This is a genomic window from Pseudoalteromonas sp. S1727 (genome assembly GCF_005886375.1).
Classification (GTDB): Bacteria; Pseudomonadota; Gammaproteobacteria; order Enterobacterales; family Alteromonadaceae; genus Pseudoalteromonas; species Pseudoalteromonas haloplanktis.
This window is the reverse complement of the sequence record NZ_PNDT01000058.1, coordinates 1-19795: the sequence shown is the minus strand read 5'-3', so window position 1 is coordinate 19795 and position 19795 is coordinate 1. Positions and strand designations below refer to the sequence as shown.

At 39.3% G+C, this 19795-nt stretch carries 16 protein-coding genes; 9 read left to right on the top strand and 7 right to left on the bottom strand.

What is annotated here, in order from left to right:
* Window positions 1-139: 139 nt before the first annotated feature.
* On the bottom strand, window positions 140-682 hold the full coding sequence (locus tag CWB85_RS13980) for an acyloxyacyl hydrolase (protein ID WP_016707521.1): 543 nt from the start codon (window positions 680-682) through the stop codon (window positions 140-142).
* A gap of 239 nt (window positions 683-921) precedes the next feature.
* On the opposite strand from CWB85_RS13980, the gene CWB85_RS13975 reads away from it, so the two are divergent.
* Window positions 922-1518, top strand: a complete 597-nt coding sequence (locus CWB85_RS13975; RefSeq protein WP_138555217.1) for an MlaC/ttg2D family ABC transporter substrate-binding protein — start codon at window positions 922-924, stop codon at window positions 1516-1518.
* A 258-nt stretch (window positions 1519-1776) separates the two neighbouring features.
* On the top strand, window positions 1777-3114 hold the full coding sequence (locus CWB85_RS13970; protein ID WP_138555216.1) for an ankyrin repeat domain-containing protein: 1338 nt from the start codon (window positions 1777-1779) through the stop codon (window positions 3112-3114).
* 59 nt (window positions 3115-3173) lie between these two features.
* Here the strand turns inward: CWB85_RS13970 and CWB85_RS13965 are convergent, their stop codons facing one another.
* Genes CWB85_RS13965 through CWB85_RS13945 form a run of 5 tightly spaced genes read right to left on the bottom strand, consistent with a single transcriptional unit; the run spans window position 3174 to window position 6721 of the window.
* Window positions 3174-3641, bottom strand: coding sequence for a DUF2069 domain-containing protein (locus CWB85_RS13965; RefSeq protein WP_016707518.1), 468 nt, complete (start codon window positions 3639-3641; stop codon window positions 3174-3176).
* Complete coding sequence (gene wrbA / locus CWB85_RS13960) at window positions 3638-4192, bottom strand: NAD(P)H:quinone oxidoreductase (RefSeq protein WP_016707517.1); 555 nt, start codon at window positions 4190-4192, stop codon at window positions 3638-3640. Before wrbA ends, CWB85_RS13965 begins: the two co-directional genes overlap by 4 nt.
* Window positions 4192-4539 (bottom strand): arsenate reductase (glutaredoxin), encoded by a 348-nt coding sequence (gene arsC / locus CWB85_RS13955; RefSeq protein WP_016707516.1) that lies wholly within the window; start codon window positions 4537-4539, stop codon window positions 4192-4194. Before arsC ends, wrbA begins: the two co-directional genes overlap by 1 nt.
* Before the next feature lie 54 nt (window positions 4540-4593).
* Window positions 4594-6054: a beta-barrel assembly-enhancing protease gene (gene bepA / locus CWB85_RS13950; RefSeq protein WP_138555215.1), complete on the bottom strand. Its 1461-nt coding sequence runs from the start codon at window positions 6052-6054 to the stop codon at window positions 4594-4596.
* A 1-nt stretch (window position 6055) separates the two neighbouring features.
* Complete coding sequence (locus CWB85_RS13945) at window positions 6056-6721, bottom strand: hypothetical protein (RefSeq protein ID WP_016707514.1); 666 nt, start codon at window positions 6719-6721, stop codon at window positions 6056-6058.
* 133 nt (window positions 6722-6854) lie between these two features.
* On the opposite strand from CWB85_RS13945, the gene CWB85_RS13940 reads away from it, so the two are divergent.
* The 3 genes from CWB85_RS13940 (at window position 6855) to CWB85_RS13930 (ending at window position 10509) form a co-directional block, all read left to right on the top strand.
* Window positions 6855-7073: a sulfurtransferase TusA family protein gene (locus CWB85_RS13940; protein ID WP_016707513.1), complete on the top strand. Its 219-nt coding sequence runs from the start codon at window positions 6855-6857 to the stop codon at window positions 7071-7073.
* Window positions 7066-8139, top strand: coding sequence for an AI-2E family transporter (locus CWB85_RS13935; RefSeq protein ID WP_016707512.1), 1074 nt, complete (start codon window positions 7066-7068; stop codon window positions 8137-8139). Before CWB85_RS13940 ends, CWB85_RS13935 begins: the two co-directional genes overlap by 8 nt.
* Window positions 8140-8259: 120 nt before the next feature.
* Entirely contained in the window at window positions 8260-10509 is a 2250-nt protein-coding gene (locus CWB85_RS13930; protein ID WP_138555214.1) for an aminotransferase class V-fold PLP-dependent enzyme, read from the top strand.
* A 67-nt stretch (window positions 10510-10576) separates the two neighbouring features.
* Here the strand turns inward: CWB85_RS13930 and CWB85_RS13925 are convergent, their stop codons facing one another.
* The gene (locus CWB85_RS13925) at window positions 10577-11605 is read right to left on the bottom strand and encodes a LacI family DNA-binding transcriptional regulator (protein ID WP_138555213.1); all 1029 of its coding nucleotides are present in this window, start codon (window positions 11603-11605) and stop codon (window positions 10577-10579) included.
* Window positions 11606-11954: 349 nt separating this feature from the next.
* Between CWB85_RS13925 and pgi the strand changes: the two genes are divergently transcribed.
* The 4 genes from pgi (at window position 11955) to CWB85_RS13905 (ending at window position 19585) form a co-directional block, all read left to right on the top strand.
* Window positions 11955-13601, top strand: coding sequence for a glucose-6-phosphate isomerase (pgi, locus tag CWB85_RS13920; protein ID WP_138555212.1), 1647 nt, complete (start codon window positions 11955-11957; stop codon window positions 13599-13601).
* Between the two features lie 303 nt (window positions 13602-13904).
* Complete coding sequence (gene zwf, locus CWB85_RS13915; protein ID WP_016707508.1) at window positions 13905-15377, top strand: glucose-6-phosphate dehydrogenase; 1473 nt, start codon at window positions 13905-13907, stop codon at window positions 15375-15377.
* Window positions 15378-15379: 2 nt separating this feature from the next.
* Window positions 15380-16090 (top strand): 6-phosphogluconolactonase, encoded by a 711-nt coding sequence (gene pgl, locus CWB85_RS13910; RefSeq protein WP_138555211.1) that lies wholly within the window; start codon window positions 15380-15382, stop codon window positions 16088-16090.
* Window positions 16091-16936: 846 nt separating this feature from the next.
* Complete coding sequence (locus tag CWB85_RS13905) at window positions 16937-19585, top strand: TonB-dependent receptor (RefSeq protein WP_138555210.1); 2649 nt, start codon at window positions 16937-16939, stop codon at window positions 19583-19585.
* Window positions 19586-19795: the final 210 nt, after the last annotated feature.

Genomic DNA, 19795 nt, shown 5'->3' with positions numbered 1-19795 from the left:
AACCATTCTAGCGGGCTAAATAAAGCGCTAACTGCGTTATAAATTTTTCGTGTAGAACAACTACATGTCAAAATTTATGCCTTGTTATCACTCCATTTATCTGTCGCTATAAATGGTCAGTAACTTAACACGATTGGTATTAAAAACGCCTTGCTAACGACAGAGAAATAAAATCAAGCCCGGGGTTTGGACTTTTAAAGCCTGCATTTGAATAATGTAAATAACGTAGTGCGGCTTTGGTTTTTCCAAAGTCAGCCACAAAGCCGAGGCGGTCTTCAAATTGGTAGTGGGTACTTACGTCTTTGCCAGCAAAATGAGTGTCATTAATTAATGAAACCCCAATTCCTGCTTCAAAAAAAAGAGGGATGCCTGCCACTGACCCGATTGGGTATTGAAATACTGGCGACAAAGCGAGCACGGTATTGGTCTGATGATTATTTTCAGTACCATATTGCCAAAAGTTAATACTTGATTCTAAGTAAATATGAGTATTCTTAAACAGTGATTGTAGGGGCTCAGGATGATACTGATATGCTAATTTTATTCCTTTCACATCACCTTCACCCTGAATGTAATCAATCGCATAACCGTGAGGCGAAAGCATGGAATCGCTGGCATAGGATAAACCACTGGACATGAAAGTTAAGACTAAAACTACTAAGGTGAGTTTCTTAAGCAACATTAATAAAGCTCTTACGGTGTGAATGATATTTACAAAGTAAGGGCGAGAAGAATGTTAATTCAAGTAGCATAAATTCACAGACTCTGTGCATTTATGCAAGAGTTTAGCTAACAAGATGAAATAAAAAGATTAAATCTATTGGTGCCAGCTTGGCATTAATAAGGTGCCATTTTGTGTCTTTTTAATCTCTTATAGACAGCGTAAATTACCCTATAAGATTTACTTAGGAATTTTCAACAATGACTTTATTTAGCCGTTTTTTTTTAGTTGTTTCACTTTTTTTTAGTGCTTCACTGTTCGCGCAGACTCAACAGTCACCACACCAGTTGCTCACCCAAGTAGGTGATCAGCTGTTTAGCGAAATTGGCAAAATAAACAGTCAAGGTAGTGCAAGTAAAAATGACATGGCGCAGATTGTTGAACAGTATTTAATGCCTAACATTGATATTAAATTTGTGTCTTATAAGTTGTTAGGTAAGCATATAAAAGGGATTGAGCGTGAACAAGCGACTGCATTCATCAGTGCGGTAGAGCATTACTTAACCACGACATATGCAAGTGCGTTAATGAAATATACTGGTCAAGAAATCAAGTTTGAAGAAAGCAGTGACACAACAGCAGGTGATTTTGCCACGGTAAAGACACAAATCATTGATGATAATGCGCCCACCATTGACCTACATTTTAAGCTTCGTCAAGGCAAAGATGGCAGCTGGAAAGTGTACGACATTGTTGCTGAGGGTATCTCATTACTTAGTGCAAAACAAAAAGAAGTGATCCAACGAATTTCAGAGGTTGGGCTTGATCAAGTTATAGCTGAACTTAATAGTAAGTAATCTTTTTAAGTACGTCTCCAACCAAAAGCGGCACGCTGTGAAAACACCGTGCCGCTTTGTTATTTTCTTTTAAAATCACATTGTTTGTCTATAGCGTGTGGTTTTGGGTATGCTAGAATAAGCGCCAATGTAACCTCTTGCATTTCTAATTAGCAGAGCACATATAATTATATTAAGCGCAGTGTCAGTTTTTAGTTGTTAAACTTATCAACTGACCTTTGTACCGAGCAAGACAGACACTGGAGTTGTGTTTTTTTAATGGAAAATGTACTTATTTGGCCGAAAGAATACCCGTTACTAGTCAAAGGGCTTATTGAGCAAAACGGTGCATTCATTTTAGACGCTTTAGAAGCATGGCCTGCATGTCGCTCGACAGAAGAAGATGACGGTGTATGTACCACTGTATTACCGCCTATTTATTACCTAACCTGGTTAACTCCCCTCGAGCCATTTGAAGAGTGTTTTTTTCAACATATTTGTGAGTATGATGAAGCGGCTCAGCAATATATTTTAGCAGCAAAAAACTACTATTTTGACAACGATTACAGCCCCGAAGGCCTCGTGTTATTACTGTGTCAACGTCTTGAAAAATATGCGGGTGTTGCTGCGCAAACAACGATAAAAACACCGATCACATTACTGTCTCAGTTATTTTCAAAACGCTATTTTACAGTGATTGAGCATGTACTTAATGCGGGCAGTAAAATGACGGCAGAAGATGCATTGGCTTTATGGAAAGAAGTTGATTTTAGAGAGCGGTTAAGCAGCTTTATTCCAGATGCAATTGGTGATGTGAGTACGCTTAGTGATTTAGCTGCGCAAAAAGTGGCCAGTGGCAAAGATTATTTTACCTTGCTGACCCAAGTATCGCCTGAAGTTGACTCTGTGGTGTTACTAGAACAAGCATTGCTGGCACACTTAAGTGTTAAAACGGCTAAGCAAACAATGGCTATGCGGTTTATAGAGCAAGGAGCAACAGGAACGCTTGCGGATGACAATGGTAAAACGGCTTTCATGTGGGCAGTTGAAAAAGGCTTTGTTAATTTAGTACAGACCCTTTTAGATAAGCAAGATAAAAAACAACGTGATGTGCTTGGCAACAGTGCTTTACATTATGCTGTGTTAGCAAAAAATGAACCGCTGGTGGTACTGTTATTGAAGTCGGGGTATGATTTTAGAGCGCGTAATAGTGATGGGTTAAGTTGCTATCGTTTAGCCGTGAGTGTTAAAGCTACTCAATTAGTTAAGTGTCTCGAACGAGACTTTGGCATCAAGGAATTATCGCCAGAAGGGCAGTTTTCACGAATTAAGAAAGTTCATGGTTTACATGCGATAGTGACACTGTTATTACCATTGCAGCTGTTTTTCTTTTTTGATGATTCGATAGCAATCAAAAGTGAGTTGACGCTGTGCTTAACTATGTTGGCAATCGTCTGTTTCTTTTTTGCAATGAGTTTAAAACGCTGCGCATTATACCCTCATTTAAAGCACCCATGGGGCTTGTTTGTATTACGCTGTTTTTCATTTTTTAGCTTAATCGCGCAACTAGGCTTAGCGAGCATCGTTGCACTTGCAACATTGAGTGAGGTTGTGTAGTTCATATTTTATATAAAAAACGCGCCAATTGGCGCGTTTTTTGTTACCTATATATCGGGTTAACGATTTTTTCTGTCGTATTCTTGCTCTGCTTTTTCTTGTGCTAATTCATCTTTTAATTTACGAATTTTCAGTCCTAGTTCTTGGCCGCGATGGCGCGCATAATATGTGCAACCAATAAACATCATACTGGCAAATAATAACTCTAATAATACCCATAGCAATTGATCTTGTGCGACCCATAGTAGTGTAAAACCATGAATAAAGTAGAACATAACGATGAAATTAGCCCATGCGTAGGTGTAGGGCTTATCTTGAATTATGCCTTTTAGTGGTAGTAATAACGGTAAAATATACACAGTAAAAATAAAGCCGTTACTGTGGCCCTCTCTAGGAGCAATTAAAAATAACCAAAGTGGCATAAGCAGTAATAGGCCAACATAGCCGATAATAGCAATACGCTGGAAGCGAACTGTGATGGCTTTTTTCGGCGTTAGTTGTGGAGTTACATCGCTGCGGGTTGTCATTGTAATTTTCTCGTGATTTTAACTAGGCGTTGACCAACGCTTTGACAAATTTTTATTTCGTCTTTACTCAATTGAGCACTATTTTGTGAACCCGCTACATGGCTTGCACCATACGGAGTCCCACCGGTTTGTGTTGCAAGTAATTCAGGCACTTCGTAAGGTACACCTAGTAACATCATGCCATGATGTAACAAGGGTAATGACAGGTTGAGCAAGGTTGCTTCGTTTCCGCCATGCATACTGCTTGAAGATGAAAACACACACGCAGGTTTATCGATTAACTGCCCTTTAAGCCAGATATCGCTGGTGGTTTCCCAAAATGCTTTTGCTTGGGCGGCCATCATACCAAACCGCGTAGGGGTGCCAAATGCTAAACCATCACATTGAATCAAATCATCTTTACTGATCACGATATCGTGAGGTTCTCTTTTTTCAAAAGTACGCAGCAGTGCCGTGGCACCTTGATATTCAACTGACTCTGCTATCTCATGAGCCATGGCGGCAACTGAGCCATGACTTGAGTGATACAAAACAACGATAGTCGTGCTCATTAAAGTACGCTTAGGACGTTTTCAGGTGGACGGCCCAATGCTGCTTTATTGTCGTTAATGACAATTGGGCGCTCAATTAGCTTAGGGTGAGCTTGCATTGCGGCGATTAAAGCACTTTCATCATGCTCATTTTTAAGGTCTAGTTCTTTGTAGATATCTTCTTTGGTACGCATTAATTCACGTGCTGATGAAAACCCTAACTGCTGCACTAAAGTACTGATCTGCTCAGTGCTAAGTGGTGTTTTTAAATATTCGATGATATCTGGTTGAATCGATTTTTGTTCAAGTAGGGCCAAAGTTTCACGTGATTTTGAGCAACGTGGATTATGAAAAATAGTAACAGACATAGTAACAATCCAATTAGATAAAGTAGGGCTATTTTAGGGCAAGCAGCGCGAGACTTAAAGTCTCGCGAGCTCTTTTTGCATTTGTCGGTATTGAGTTAGCAGTGCTTTGAGGCGCTGTTGTTTAATTAGTTCTTGCGGTTCGACAAAATTAAGTGCTTTTTGAACTTCGTCAGCGGCTTTTAAATAGGCGCCATATTGCGCTAATACTTCAGCATTCGACTCGTGGTAAGCAGCTAAGTTTTCTTGCTTTTTGTAAGCATCCGTTAATAATTGCATGCCTAAATTATGCTCAGGCTTTTCCAGCAAAAATGACTTTAAAATAGTCACTGCAAGATCATATTGTTTAGCTTCTATGGCGGCATTTGCGTAGTTTAATGTAATGACTTGATTGTTGGGACGATTGTCATGCAATTTAGCTAAAAACTTTACTGCTTCATCGGCTTTATTTTGTGCGATCAATAGATCGGTATGTGTATCAATATAAAATAAATTTTTAGGATCAGACGTTAAAAGCTTGTCTAAAATTGAAGCGGCTTCATCAAGCTTTTTTTGATCCAATAAACTAATACCTAAACCATAGTTAAGTGCCGTTGTATTATAGAAACTGTTTTCACGAATGAGTTTTCTGAATAAGTTTTCTGCCGCTTCGGGTTTATGGTGATAACGAGCAACCACTCGACTTTTGGCAAGATTAAAATCCAAGCTATCTGGAAGTTGTCGTTTTTCAAATTGTTGCGCGCGCAAACGAACATCTGAAACTCGGCTCTCTGGCAATGGGTGAGTCAGTAAAAATGCCGGTGGTTTATATTTGTAACGAATTTGCGCTGCAAGTTTAGTTAAAAACTCACTCGAAGCGTAGGGGTCAAACCCTGCGTTATTGAGCGTTTGCATACCAATACGATCAGCTTCTTGCTCCGCAGAGCGACTGTGAGTTAATTGGCTAAATGCACTTTGTGTTTGACTTGCTGAAATAATCGCAATCCCCGCATCGGGTGATACCACAGTCGCTAAAATACCAGCAATCATCCCAGCGATTGTCATTGCGCTGTTATCTTGCTGCTGTTGCAAGCGGCGTGCAAGGTGGCGCTGTGTTACGTGAGCTATTTCGTGCCCTAATACCGAAGCAAATTGGCTCTCATTATCCGATTGTGCAATTAAGCCTGTGTGTACACCTACATGCCCACCATAAAAAGCAAATGCATTTATTTCAGGGTTGTTGATCCAAAAAAATGAAAATGGAAAACGTACATCATTGGCACTGGCCACCAGTTTTCGGCCAAGTGTGGTTAAGTATTCATCAAGCACTGGGTCGTTAATGACTGGCGAAGAGCCACGAATTTGCATCATCATCACTTTACCAATCGCTTGTTCTTTTTCAAGAGGTAAGGCTTGTAATGCTGAAGTACCAAGATCAGGTAGTGTAAAACTGGATTGCGCCTTTAATGGCTCACTTACCAGCACACTAAATGTTAAAAGTGTACTGAATAATGTAATAAAGGCTGATTTAAGCTGCATTTTATTCCTTGTTTTGGTTTTCACCGAGCATCAGTTTTGCAATGTCAATTTCGTCACTGCATGCTCTGCTGTCTCGTTCGCATAATTGATATAACTCTTTGATTGTGACCCCATCTAGCTTTACAACGTTCAATTCTCTTTGTAAAAAACTAATGATTTTATGCACAACTTTATGTGCGTGTAAAATAAGCGCCTTATCTGCTTTATCCCCACGCTCAAAGTAAAAGCCAATAAATTTATGTAATTGATTAATGCGGATCAAGCTTTTCATTGAAACCGGATCCCACTCTTTAAACTCCATGAATCGGTTATCTTTTACGTAAGTATCTATTGTGGCGTCTTTAGCGTAGGGTAGAGCCCACAATTCGAAGCCTCTGTCTGTGAATACTTGATGTAACGCAATCCGTGGTTTATTAACACAGTGAATTTCTCCAAAAGTGTCTTCATGTCCGTCTAATAGATCGAGGTTCCAATTACGTTTATCAATGATTCTTTTCACTGCATTATCAAAACCATGCTCTAATATCCCCTCTGACTCACTAACAGATGAGGCCACCAAGTGATAGAAAGGGGGGAGTTCGCCCCAATTTATTTGTTTTTTATACCAGTTAATTTCTTTAAGCGTTGGATTACTGGGTAGTTGCGCTTTATTATGCGTACCAGACATTAACTTATCCTTACTACAAATTATGTTATAAGGATAAACTATTGCGATGCGTGTTTTAAGAAAAAGTTACATTTGTTATCAACACCGCTGATATGAGACTTATTATTCATTTTTATAGAGTAGATAATTGGTTATGCTAGAACAAGATTTGCGAGGATTTACATGCCCACAGCAATTTATACAATTTAAGTTAGCATTACGCGAAGCGGTCAAAACTGAGCAAGCTATTAAGTTCACTTTTTTGGCGCATCAATCGACTCGAGATATTGAACGTTTTTTGCAAAAAAATCATTACCTTTACCAATTAGAGCAACAACATGGGTTGTTAATCGTGGAGCTAAATCGTGTTTGAATATGTAAAAACGTGGTATGAAAGGAAGTTTTCAGATCCACATTCTGTGACGTTATTATTTTTACTACTGGCGCTAATGGCAATGTTTTATTTCTTTGGTGCGTTTATCGTACCGGTATTAATTGCATTGGTCATTGCCTATCTACTTGATTGGCCAGTAGCGCACATAGAGCGGCTTGGCTTGCATCGTTTTACTGCCACTATTATCGTGATGTTGATTTTTTCAGGTTTAATGTTGACTTTAGTTATTGGTATGGGGCCTGTTCTTTGGCAGCAAGCTAGTAACCTAGTACAAGAAACGCCACACATGATAGAGCAAGGAAAGTCTTTCTTATTGCATTTACCTGAGCAGTACCCCAGTTTAATTAGTGCAGAGCAAGTACAGTCAGTGGTCACAAGTGTCGAAACTAAAGCCATTGAATTTGGTCAAGTGCTGTTATCGGTGTCTTTAACGTCATTAAAAGATGTCGTGGCTTGGCTTATTTACCTAATTTTGGTGCCCCTACTAGTGTTCTTTATGCTCAAAGATAAGCTTGAATTGATCGGCAGTGCTGAAAAACTGATACCAAAACAGCGTCGATTAATATTGCAGGTGTGGCACGAAATGAACCAGCAGATCATGAATTATATTCGTGGCAAAGTGTTTGAAATTTTGATTGTTGGTGCTGTCTCGTTTATCGCGTTCACTATTTTTGATTTACGCTATGCCGCGTTATTAGGTGTATTGGTTGGTTTATCGGTGCTCATTCCGTTTGTGGGCGCGGCTTTAGTGACTATTCCGGTTGCAGCTGTAGCACTATTTCAGTTTGGTTTAGAAACACAATTTTGGACGATATTAATTATTTATGGCGTTATTCAGGCGCTAGATGGCAATGTATTAGTGCCGTTACTGTTTTCTGAAGCGGTTGATTTAAATCCAGTGTTTATTATTGTCGCAGTATTGTTTTTTGGTGGTTTATGGGGATTTTGGGGGGTGTTTTTTGCCATCCCACTCGCTTCTCTAGTGAAAGCGCTACTCAACGCTTGGTCAACTAAATATGAAGAAGTCGCGAGCGAAGAAAACTAGCTTTAGTCATAAATAGCATAGATAACGCACTTGAGAGACTAATTGATTATTACGCAATGCATTAATTTTATGTAGAATGGGTTATAAGATATATCTTTTAGTAATATGGTGCGTTTTTTAATGTCTGATCTATTATTCCCTACTGACACTTCGTCACAAATTTACCTTGATGCAAACGCAACGACTCCCGTGCTACCTTGTATTGCCGAGGTTGTGTCACACACCATGCAAATTTGCTTTGGTAATCCGTCTTCTTCACATATTACTGGCATTCAAGCTAAGCATTTATTAGAGCAAACTCGTCAAAAAGCGCGTGATGTCATTGGCGCGCAGCAGGGGGATATTTTATTTACTTCAGGGGCGACAGAAGGCATTCAAACGGCTGTTGTGTCGACGTTAATTGCTGCTAAAAATCACACTATTAAAAACCCCGTTTTATTATATGGTGCAACTGAGCATAAAGCGGTACCAAATACATTAATACACTGGAATAGCGTATTAGGCATTAACGCTAAAGTGCTTGCGATACCTGTTTCAAATGATGGTCTATTAGACTTAGAATTTATCGCTGAGCATGCTAGAAATGCATTGATGATTTGTACTATGGCTGTAAATAATGAAACCGGTGTTTATCAAGATTTAACGGCCATTGAAGCAGTAATTCGCAGTCATAATGCTGACGTTGCTTGGATGGTTGATTGTGTACAAGCTTTAGGTAAAACGGCACTTGCTTTAAGTGATACCAGTATAGACTATGCGCCTTTTTCAGGCCACAAGCTCTATGCACCTAAGGGGATTGGTGTGTTGTATATTCGTCAAGGCAGTGCATACACCCCATTTATTGCTGGGGGGGGCCAAGAAAGTGGGATGCGATCAGGCACTGAAAACCTACCCGGTATTGCAGGACTTAACAAATTATTTTCCTTATTACTTGATAAAGCAAACGACACGTTTAAATCACTTGATGTGTTGCATAGCTACCGTGAACAATTGCAGCATGCGTTAGTTGATACCTTCGGCAGTTTAACATTTAACCATGACTTTGATTTATCAGTACCAACCACTTTAAACTTTTCGGTTGATGAACTAAGCAGCAAAGAAGTAATGGATTTATTTGATGCGGCCGGTATTCGTATCAGTGGCGGCTCTGCGTGTAGCTCAGGGGCGAGTCGCAGCTTTGTTCTTGATGCTATGGGGGTGAGTGATTGGCGTAGTGAAAATGCAATACGTTTATCATTTGGACCTGCGACAACCCAAGCTGAAATAACCACAGCTTGTACACGTATTCGTTCACTTAAACCTATATTACAAGCAAACTGTTTAATGGTGTCTGATTCATCATTACCGTTGCAAGAAGTATGTGCCTTAGGACTCACTCAATTTAGACACCAAGGTGCATGTTGTTGGCTTTATGTCAGCCAAAATAAGCACGCGGTGATTATTGATCCGATTGTAGAGCTCATTCCACGCCTTGAAAAAATAGTGCATACCCAAAATTTAACTGTAGCAGCGATTTTAGATACTCACGCACATCAAGAACGCTGTGCTGCAACAGCGTTGTTAGCACAAGCCCTAAAGTTCAGTTTTGCTGACACAGATCAATTAGGTTGGCCAATTTCACAGGATCGGATTGAATTGTCAGAGTGCACAATTGAACGGATCGCAACACCAGGTCACAGTGAAGATAGTGTTAGTTATTTATTAAAGTGTAATGACTCACACCAAGTACGCTTCTGCTTTTGTGGCGATCTACTGCTTCCAGCAGGACTTGGTAATACAGCTATTGATGGTGGTAATGCGTTAGTGATGGCACATTCATTACGGCAACTATCTCAATGCTTGGACAATTCGACAGTGATCTGCTCAGGGCATGATTACCAGCAATGTTTTGCGATTAATTGGCAAGTGCAACAACAGCAGACACCGTTATTGAAGGCACTATTAACGAATGAAATAACAGATGCCGAATTCTCACAGCAAAAACACCACAGTGACGAGTGCAACCTATCGAAATTTGCAACTTTGTGCGGTTATGCAGATAGTTTACAGCACAGTACAGCGTATGAGGTAAATGCAGCGCAAGCGAAAGAAATGTTAATACTTGCAGATGTCCATTTAATTGATACCCGAGAACCCTATGAGCATGGCGCTAATGATATTTCTCAGCAATTAGCAATTACCCCTGATCGTGTGATGAATATTCCGCTTAGTAGAATGGCAAATGCGTTGGTAGATGGGCAATTGAATGCGCAAAATAAATATATTTTACTTTGTCGCAGTGGTAATCGCTCAAAACAAGCGGCTACTAATTTATCTCAACTTGGCTTTACCCAAGTGTATAACCTCAGCGGTGGTATGGCATTACTTTAATTAAAAGTGCCTAACAACAATAAAGGCGCTTACAAGCGCCTTTATTGTTGTTAGTAACGTGGCAATGCTATTGTTTGGGTCCTGAGCTTTCTCTTACAACAATAGAGGGAGTAAACGAAGTAATGATGTCTTTGTCTTGATTGCGTGCCCCTCGGGTTTTTGTGAAGAGCAAGCGTGCTGCATGTTGAGATATAATATCATTTGCTTGGTGTGCGGTGGTTAGTTTTGGCCATGTCTGGCGTGAGAAGGGTGAATCCTCAAAGCCGGTAATGGATAATTGCTCAGGAATAGCGATACCCATTAGGCGTGATGCAAACAAGGCTCCAGCGGCCATTTCATCGTTACCACCTAAGATGGCGGTGATCGCCAGTTTGTTGTTGTCGGCTAGTAATGTTTTTGCGCCTTCAACACCAGATTCAAAAGAGTACTTACCATCATACACAAAGTCACTGTTAAATTTTACTTGATGATCTGCCAGCGCGGCTTTATAGCCTTCAAGACGCTCTGATGTGGATTTATGCTCTTTATCACCACAAATGAAGCCTATATTTTCATGGCCATGTGCAAGTAAATGAGTAGTGATTTCATACGCGGCTTTGTAATCGTTTACATAAATACAGGTATCTTGATCATCATCAGTGGGTCGCCCAGATAGGACGCGAACGTAGTGAATATTTAATTCATCTAACAAATTAGTGATGCTACTTTGCTCTGATAATGGAGGGGTGAGTACAAGCCCTGCTAGACGAGAGCGTTTTATCATAGTGATAAAGTCTGCTTCCATATTGGCATCAGTGTAAGTACAAGGGTGGATCACCAATTCATAGCCTTCGTCTTTGCAGCGAGAGAGCACACCATTTTGCATATCAATAACATAATAGGCATTGGGGTTGTCATAGACTAAACCTACAGTAAATGATGACGTACCGGCTAGATTTCGCGCTGCAAGGTTAGGTTGGTAATTCAACTCATTGACAGCTTCCATCACGATATCGTAAGTTTTTTTACGAACAGAAGGTTCTTTGTTGATCACCCGTGAAACTGTTTTCATCGACACTCCGGCGAGTCTCGCTACATCATTTATAGTTACTTTCATAGAGTTACTTTTAGGTTATTGTTTTAGTGTTGTCTTGTTCCTGCGATGAGCATTTATGAGTAGACTTAGCAGTGCTCTATTCATTAATTCTTCATCTAGACCAGTTAGTGTATCTAATGTTCAACAAAATTAGCAGTAAAATAATTGAGATAATTTTTATGATACCGGTGTCAAATGAGTAAAAGTGCGTTATTATCTCGATTGTAAAATATAAAAGTAGCTTATTGACAGCGTTGTCATTTTAACTTATCGTTAACTTCGTTTGTAGGTTAATACGCTATCAGTTCACTTTATTTATATAAAGATAGTTACAAATCAGTTTGTTGCAAGTTTAAGGGGATGTTAAAAAATGAGTTGTCGTTCACAGTTAGCTAGTTGGCAAGCATTACAAACAAGTGCAAATAAGATGAAGGAAATTCATCTTAAAGATTTATTTGCCAATGACAGCACTCGATTCGAGCAATTTTCGACTCAAATCCCTGGTGTTTTATTTGATTATTCAAAGCAATTGATTGATAACAATGTGGTCACTCAATTGATTTCTTTAGCGCAAGAGTGCGATATCGCCACTTGGCGTGACAAAATGTTCAGCGGTGAAAAAATCAATATCACTGAAGATAGAGCGGTTCTTCATACAGCGCTTCGTAATCGCAATGAATCATCGCTAGTTGTTGATAATGAGAATGTAAGTTCGGTGGTGAACGCTGAATTACAAAAGATTAAGTTGTTCGTGAATAAAGTTCGCAGTGGACAATGGTTAGGTTATACCGGTAAAGCGGTTAAAGATGTTGTCAGTATTGGTGTAGGTGGCTCAAATTTAGGGCCGCAAATGGCAACTGAAGCGCTGAAAAGCTACGCTGATGACACTTTGAAAGTGCATTATGTTTCAAATGTCGATGGTGTGCAAATCGCTTCTGTTTTGAAAGAGATTGATCCAGAAACGACGTTGTTTGTGATTTCATCAAAAACGTTTACTACATCAGAAACCATGACCAATGCAAAAACTGCCGTTGCGTGGTTTTTAGAATCAGCGAATGACAAGCAAGCGATTGCAAAACACTTTGTAGCTGTAAGTACTAACTTAGAAAAAACGGCTGCATTTGGCATTGCCGATGAAAACGTATTCACTATGTGGGATTGGGTTGGTGGTCGCTTTTCATTATGGAGTGCGATAGGATTACCAATCGCATTATACTTAGGCTTTGAGGCCTTTGAAGCCGTGCTTGATGGTGCATTTGAAGTAGATGAACATTTTAAAACAGCTGAGTTTCAGGAAAACATTCCACTTTTGATGGCATTATTAAGTGTGTGGAACACCAGCTTCTTAGGTTTTGATTCACAGGCCATTTTGCCTTACGACCAAGCATTGCATATGTTGCCAGCTTATTTACAGCAAGGTGAGATGGAAAGTAATGGTAAGCATGTAAACTTTGCGGGCAATACCGTGCCGTATACCACAGTGCCAATTATCTGGGGTATGACAGGTATCAATGGTCAACATGCCTTTTATCAGTGTTTGCATCAAGGAAACGTTGTTGTACCCGCTGATTTTATTGCGTCAATTAAGCCGCAAATCAACGTAGGTGAGCACCACGATATATTATTATCGAATTTCTTTGCGCAAACCGAAGCAATGATGATGGGTGTTGATGCACAGCAAGTGCGTGCAGAGTTAACAGCCAAAGGTAAAACTGAGGCTGAAATCACGCAGTTGCTGAATCATAAAATTCATCAAGGTAATCGTCCAACGACATCAATGTTGTTAGACACCGTAGATGCAAAAACAGTGGGTCGTTTAATCGCTTTGTATGAGCACAAGATTTTCTGCCAAGGTATCATCTTAGCGATATGTTCGTTTGATCAATGGGGTGTTGAATTAGGTAAAGGCTTAGCATCAAAAATTGAAGCTGAGTTATTGGATGACAGTGTCACTCACCCTCATGATAGCTCAACAAATGGTTTAATGAGCTACTATAAACAACGACGAGCACAGTAAAAAATTCGCACAGTATAATGAGTTGTATTGTGCAACCAAATACCTTTGAACGGGTAGCGCTGGAGTTCTTAGGGCCTGTGTATTTGTGAGAGGATATACAGAGCCCCTAAGACTCATTTAATTACCAGTTTACTATGAGTAAAGCTGGAACAATATTCAGCACTAAAGACAAGCGAATTCAACAGGCTTTTTCTCGATCACGATGCCAAAAAGCTGACATCATCTAAACAATAAGAATGTATGCCTATTACTATCGATAAGCGATAGTCGACAACGAGGCATAGCAAACGTAGAGAGTAAATTATGCTAAATCCTTTTGATATTGTAATTTTTGGGGGCGGTGGTGATCTTGCATTACGCAAATTATTACCAGCAATGTATCGCGCATATCAAGAAGGCAACCTTCCGCAAGGTTCACGTATTTTACCGACGGTTCGTGAAGAAAGTAAACGTGCGGAATATATAGAAACAGCTCACCAAGCATTAAAAGAGTTTTTAAGTAAAGGTGAGTTTAACGCCAAAGACTGGAAAGCTTTTTCCGCGTGTTTAGTACCTGTCGTAACTAACGTTACCGAAGCGGATGACGATTGGGACAAACTAAAAACAATTCTTAATGAACATGATGAAGATAAATCTCGCGTATTTTATTTGTCACTTCCTCCAGCCGTTTATGGCAGTTGTTGTGAAATATTATCCACGAAAGGTCTTATCACACCAACATCTCGTGTTGTAGTCGAAAAGCCAATAGGTTATTGCGGTAGCTCGGCTGAAGAGATCAATGCAAAAATTGCTGAGTATTTTACTGAAGAGCAAATTTTCCGTATCGATCACTACTTGGGTAAAGAAACCGTTCAGAATTTAATGGCATTGCGCTTTTCAAATTCAATATTTGAAAATATGTGGGATGCTAAATCAATTGATAATATTCAAATCAGCTTATCTGAAACCGTAGGCCTTGAAAGTCGCGCTGGTTTTTACGATAAAGCCGGTGCATTACGTGATATGGTGCAAAACCATTTATTACAGTTGCTATGTTTAGTGGCAATGGAATCACCAAACAAATTAAATGCCAGCAGTATTCGTACTGAAAAATTAAAAGTATTAGAGTCACTTCGTCCACTTGTAGGAACGGATGTAGACGACAATATTATTCGTGGTCAATATGTACCAGGCGATTTAGCGGGTAAAATAGTTCCAGGTTATCTTGAAGAACTTAATGAAGGTTCGAGTAAGACAGAAACCTTCGTTGCTATTCGTGCGCACATTGATAACTGGCGTTGGGCTGGTGTGCCATTTTACTTGCGTACAGGTAAGCGTATGGCTAAACGTTGTGCTGAAATTGTGGTTGAATACAAAAAAGTTTCACATAACGTGTACGGCGATAACGTAGGAAAAATTGAACCAAACCGCTTAGTTATTCGTCTGCAACCTGAAGAGACAATTCAATTAACCTTGATGTCAAAACGTCTTGATAATCTTGAGATGCAACTTGAGCCTGTAACTATGAATATTGAGCTTTCCCAAGCTTATAGTAATGGTTTTCACTCCGATGCGTACAAACGTTTAATGCTTGATGCTGCAGCAAATAACCCATCATTGTTTATACATCGTGACGAAGTACGCCAGGCATGGAAATGGATTGACCCTATTATTGAGCGTTGGCAAGAAAAAGGTAAACCGGCCTTATACCGTGCTGGTAGCTGGGGACCAGATGATGCTGACGAATTATTAGCTGAAAATAACCATGTTTGGTTTAACACTGGCGATAAGGTATAAGCATGGCAACCATCGTAGAAAAGTTTTTTGACTCAAAAGATGCATTAACAGCAGAGTTATCAGCAACGCTTGAACAAAGCCTAGTTGATGGTATTGAAGCGAGTGGACGTGCAGTACTTATGGTATCAGGTGGTTCATCTCCTGCACCTGCATATAAACACTTATCTAATTTAGCTTTAGATTGGGCGAAAATCGACGTTGCCATGGTCGATGAGCGCTGGGTTGATGCAGAGCATGATAAAAGTAATGAAGCGTTCATAAAAAGCACATTACTACAAAACCATGGCGCCGATGCAAACTTTATCACAATGAAGAATAGTGCTGCTACAGCTCAGCAGGGCAGCGCAGAATGTGAAGCCGCATATCAGCAGCTTAAACGTCCATTTGATGTGACTATTTTGGGGATGGGTCCTGACGGCCATACAGCTTCATTATTTCCACATGCTAAAGGTCTTGAATACGGACTAACGACATCAGACTTGGTATGTGCAATTAACGCTATTGAAAGTGACGTGACAGGCAGTATTACTGAGCGTATGACTTTGACGTTGGCAGCCATAGCCCAATCTAAAGTTGTTAAGTTGTTGATAAGCGGTGAAGAAAAGCTAGCTGTTTATAAAACTGCAAAAGCTGGTGGTGATGTCAATGATATGCCGTTGCGTGCAGTATTAAATCACCCAAGCATTAATATTGAAGTTTATTGGGCACCATAAGTATATAGTTGCTCAACACTTTAAAATGCAGACTTTTAAGTCTGCATTTTTTGTTTTCAGCTAAAATTAGCTCATTGTATAGCTGAGGCTGCACACTTGAGTTTATGTGAAAATTGCCGCCTGACACTAATCGATTAAATGTTTAACTTAAACTAAGACGTTGACAGCGTTATGAATTTTTAAGTAGAACAGTAACATGTCAAAAATTTCACCTTGTTATTACTGTGTCTATCAGTCACTGCAAATAGTCTGAGTTAACACGATTGACCTTAATGTATTCTTTCGATAGTTAGCTACGATAAATGGAATACTCACGAAATAAAGGTAGACATAAGTAGTATAGGTCTTTATAATTGAAAAATGACAACGCTGTCATTGATATTGATAACCATTTACTCAAGTTCCCCTTAGGTAGATTATTTGCCCTAATTTACCAAATAATGAGTGTCAATAGGTGCGTTTTATTACAGCTAATCGAATTAATATTATTGTAGTTTAAACGAGTATTGTTCCACTTGTAAGGATCAGGTGGAACGTTTTTTTTACACTTTGACTTATCAAAAATCTTAAAATTACCTAAAATCGTACATTTGCTTTTCTCTTTTTTGACATATTCATGTTATATTCACGCCGTTAAAAAGTAACAATCCATAAAGTTCATTATTTTTATTTCTTTTAATTTCAATTGCTTAGTGTTTTTATAGCTATTTTTTTACACAATATAGCTAAAAAGATGTAGCACAATTGTAATTTAGAGTGTATGGTTTGTTACTAGATGACAACGCTGTCATCATCACTGGGCAGAAGTGATAAATAAAACCAACAAAATGATTCAAGGGGAATCCTGTGTTAGCTAAAAATTTTAAAAAAAGCTTATTAGCAGTAAATATCGGTCTTGTAATGAGTGCCGGATTCACTGGTGCTGCATTCGCAGCTGAAGAAACGCAAATCAAAGAAGACGTTGAAGTCATTGAAGTACGTGGTATTCGTGCCTCAACTAAAGCTGATATTAACAACAAACGCTTTGCAAATGCAGTTGTTGATTCTATTACTGCAGAAGATATTGGTAAATTTCCAGATAAAAACGTTGCTGAATCACTTTCACGTATTACGGGTGTTGGTGTAAGTCGAGAGTTTGGTGAAGGTGAGAAGATCACTGTTCGTGGTTCTGATCCTACTAAAAACCGTACTTTACTTAATGGTCAAAACGTAGGTACAGCTGATTGGTTTATTCTTGATAATCCATCACGTAGCTTTAACTTCACTATGTTACCATCTTCTTTGGTAAGTAACTTGGAAGTTTATAAGTCACCAGAAGCGCGTTTAGACGAAGGTTCGATCGGTGGTACAGTAATTCTTCATACTCGTAAACCTCTGGACTTAGACTCTGGTACGACTCACATCAACCTTCAAAGCCAATATTCAGAAACATCTGAAGAGCATGACCCACTAATTGAAGGTTTATTTTCATGGAAAAATGAAGATGAAAAGTTTGGTATTTTAGTTTCTGGCTCTAAATCAGACCGTACAGTTCGTCGTGAAGGCTTTGAAGTGCTAGGTTGGGATGCACAAGATGGTGATACATACACACCTCGTACTATGGGTGTACCAGTATTCCGTCAAGACCGTGAAAGAACAACATTATTTACAGCAATTCAATTTGCACCATCAGATGACTTTAGTGCTACTTTAAACATCTTAGATTCAAATATGGATGTGAATAACACGAACTCAAACTATCTACTTATGAATCCAGTAACTAACGCTAACCTAAGTTACGAAGGGGAAAATGCTGTGTATGGAAGTGGTGGTACTGATGTTCGCTGGAACCACATTAACCGTATTTCAAGCACAGATACAAGCTCAATTCATTTAGATATTGATTTTGCAACAGATTCTTTCAGCATGAATGTTGAGTTAGGTACAACCGAGGCTGAAGGTGGTACTTTGAATGAAACGTCTTGGGAGTATGGTGGTCAAGGTGATTATAACTTTGATTTAACGGGAAGCACACCAACGGTTAATGCAGGTATTGATGGTACTGATCCTTCTAAATTTAATGGCGGCTGGATCTGGGGTGGTAATAAGCCAACGACAGACGAAGAAAGTTATGGTCAAGTAGATTTTGATATTCCTGTTGATATGGGCGCATTCACTGCTATTAAAGTGGGTGTGAAGTATCGTGACCAGAAACGTACTCAAGATAGAGAAGCGTACAGCTGGCACTGGGGTTATGCAAACGATGGTGTTAGTGCTAATTACATGAGCCAAATTATTGGTAAAGATTGTCCTACTTTAGCACAATGTGACCTTGCTATTGGTTCTGATTCAGTAGGTGCTGATGTTGTAAATGGTGATATCACGCAGCAATTAACGCATAACAGCGCTAAAATGTTTGAACTTGGCTTAGGTCCAGACGCATCATACGCAGCACACAAAGTACTTGGCGAAATATTTGCAGTTGAAGAGAAAAAGACCTCATATTACATTCAGGGTGACTTCTCTGGTGATGATTTCCGAGGTAACATAGGTGTTCGTGTTGCGAAGACTGATCAAGACTCTTCAGGTTATTTATTCTCTTCTGATTCAGCAGGTCTATTAACAGTTGATAATCCAGGCTTGAATCCTGATTTAGTTCCATCAACGCTTGAGTGGGTAACTGAATCGCGTAGTTATACTGAAATTTTACCTAACTTTAACTTGTCATATGATTTAGCTGAAGATCAAATTGTTCGTTTATCAGCGGCAAGAACAATGGCTCGTCCTAACTTTTTTGATATCTCACCAATTACAGCACCTGGTGATTTAGGTGAAGCTTACCCAACAGCGCAAGCGGGTAATCCTAACTTAGACCCTCAGTTAGCTAATCAGTTTGATGCTGCATGGGAATTTTATTTTGATGAAGCATCACTTTTTGCAATAACATTATTTTATAAAGATATTGAAAGCTACCAAACCTCTGGTACTTACATGCAAGACTTCTACGACCAAGAAGAAGATATGTGGATCAGTGCGACAGTAACACGTCCAGAAAATGGTCCTGGTGGAACGACTACAGGTCTAGAAGCTACATTGCAGTATGACTTAGGTGGTGGTTTTGGTGTATCAGCGAACTATACTTATACTGATGCACAAAATGATGGCGAACGTAATGTTGAGAACCCGGGTTCTGGTCTAGTAATGGGCGCATCAGAAAATATGTTAAACGCTTCAGCATTTTATGAAGATGACTTGTTTTCAGTGCGTGCAATGTACAACTATCGTACTGAGTGGTACAAAGGTCTGCATTCTTCAGGCACAGAGCTATGGAATGATGACTATGGTCAATTAGACTTCACTACAACTGTAAATGTTACAGAAAATATTTCTGTTGTGTTTGAAGGTATTAACTTAACGAATGAAAAAGTAGTTGAGTACAATACAAGTAAAGACCGAGTTCTATCAATTTATGAAAATGGTCGCCGATTTGTTCTTGGTGCTAATTTCCGCTTCTAAGATTCAACTCATATAAAAAATGCCGCAACTTAGCGGCATTTTTTGTTTATCCTGCTTGCTATACTAATACCAATCGACTTAAATATTTAACCATTCTAGCGGGCTAAATAAAGCGCTAACTGCGTTATAAATTTTTCATGTAGAACAACTACATGTCAAAATTTATGCCTTGTTATCACTCCATTTACCTGTCGCTATAAATGGTCAGTA

Excerpts from the sequence above, each read along its gene's own strand:
- zwf (WP_016707508.1), top strand. The coding sequence starts at position 13,905 with ATGCTAAATCCTTTTGATATTGTAATTTTTGGGGGCGGTGGTGATCTT.
- bepA (WP_138555215.1), bottom strand. The coding sequence starts at position 6,054 with ATGCAGCTTAAATCAGCCTTTATTACATTATTCAGTACACTTTTAACA.
- CWB85_RS13925 (WP_138555213.1), bottom strand. The coding sequence starts at position 11,605 with ATGAAAGTAACTATAAATGATGTAGCGAGACTCGCCGGAGTGTCGATG.
- CWB85_RS13965 (WP_016707518.1), bottom strand. The coding sequence starts at position 3,641 with ATGACAACCCGCAGCGATGTAACTCCACAACTAACGCCGAAAAAAGCC.
- CWB85_RS13930 (WP_138555214.1), top strand. The coding sequence starts at position 8,260 with ATGTCTGATCTATTATTCCCTACTGACACTTCGTCACAAATTTACCTT.
- CWB85_RS13945 (WP_016707514.1), bottom strand. The coding sequence starts at position 6,721 with ATGTCTGGTACGCATAATAAAGCGCAACTACCCAGTAATCCAACGCTT.
- CWB85_RS13980 (WP_016707521.1), bottom strand. The coding sequence starts at position 682 with ATGTTGCTTAAGAAACTCACCTTAGTAGTTTTAGTCTTAACTTTCATG.
- arsC (WP_016707516.1), bottom strand. The coding sequence starts at position 4,539 with ATGTCTGTTACTATTTTTCATAATCCACGTTGCTCAAAATCACGTGAA.
- CWB85_RS13940 (WP_016707513.1), top strand. The coding sequence starts at position 6,855 with ATGCTAGAACAAGATTTGCGAGGATTTACATGCCCACAGCAATTTATA.
- pgi (WP_138555212.1), top strand. The coding sequence starts at position 11,955 with ATGAGTTGTCGTTCACAGTTAGCTAGTTGGCAAGCATTACAAACAAGT.
- pgl (WP_138555211.1), top strand. The coding sequence starts at position 15,380 with ATGGCAACCATCGTAGAAAAGTTTTTTGACTCAAAAGATGCATTAACA.
- CWB85_RS13970 (WP_138555216.1), top strand. The coding sequence starts at position 1,777 with ATGGAAAATGTACTTATTTGGCCGAAAGAATACCCGTTACTAGTCAAA.
- wrbA (WP_016707517.1), bottom strand. The coding sequence starts at position 4,192 with ATGAGCACGACTATCGTTGTTTTGTATCACTCAAGTCATGGCTCAGTT.
- CWB85_RS13975 (WP_138555217.1), top strand. The coding sequence starts at position 922 with ATGACTTTATTTAGCCGTTTTTTTTTAGTTGTTTCACTTTTTTTTAGT.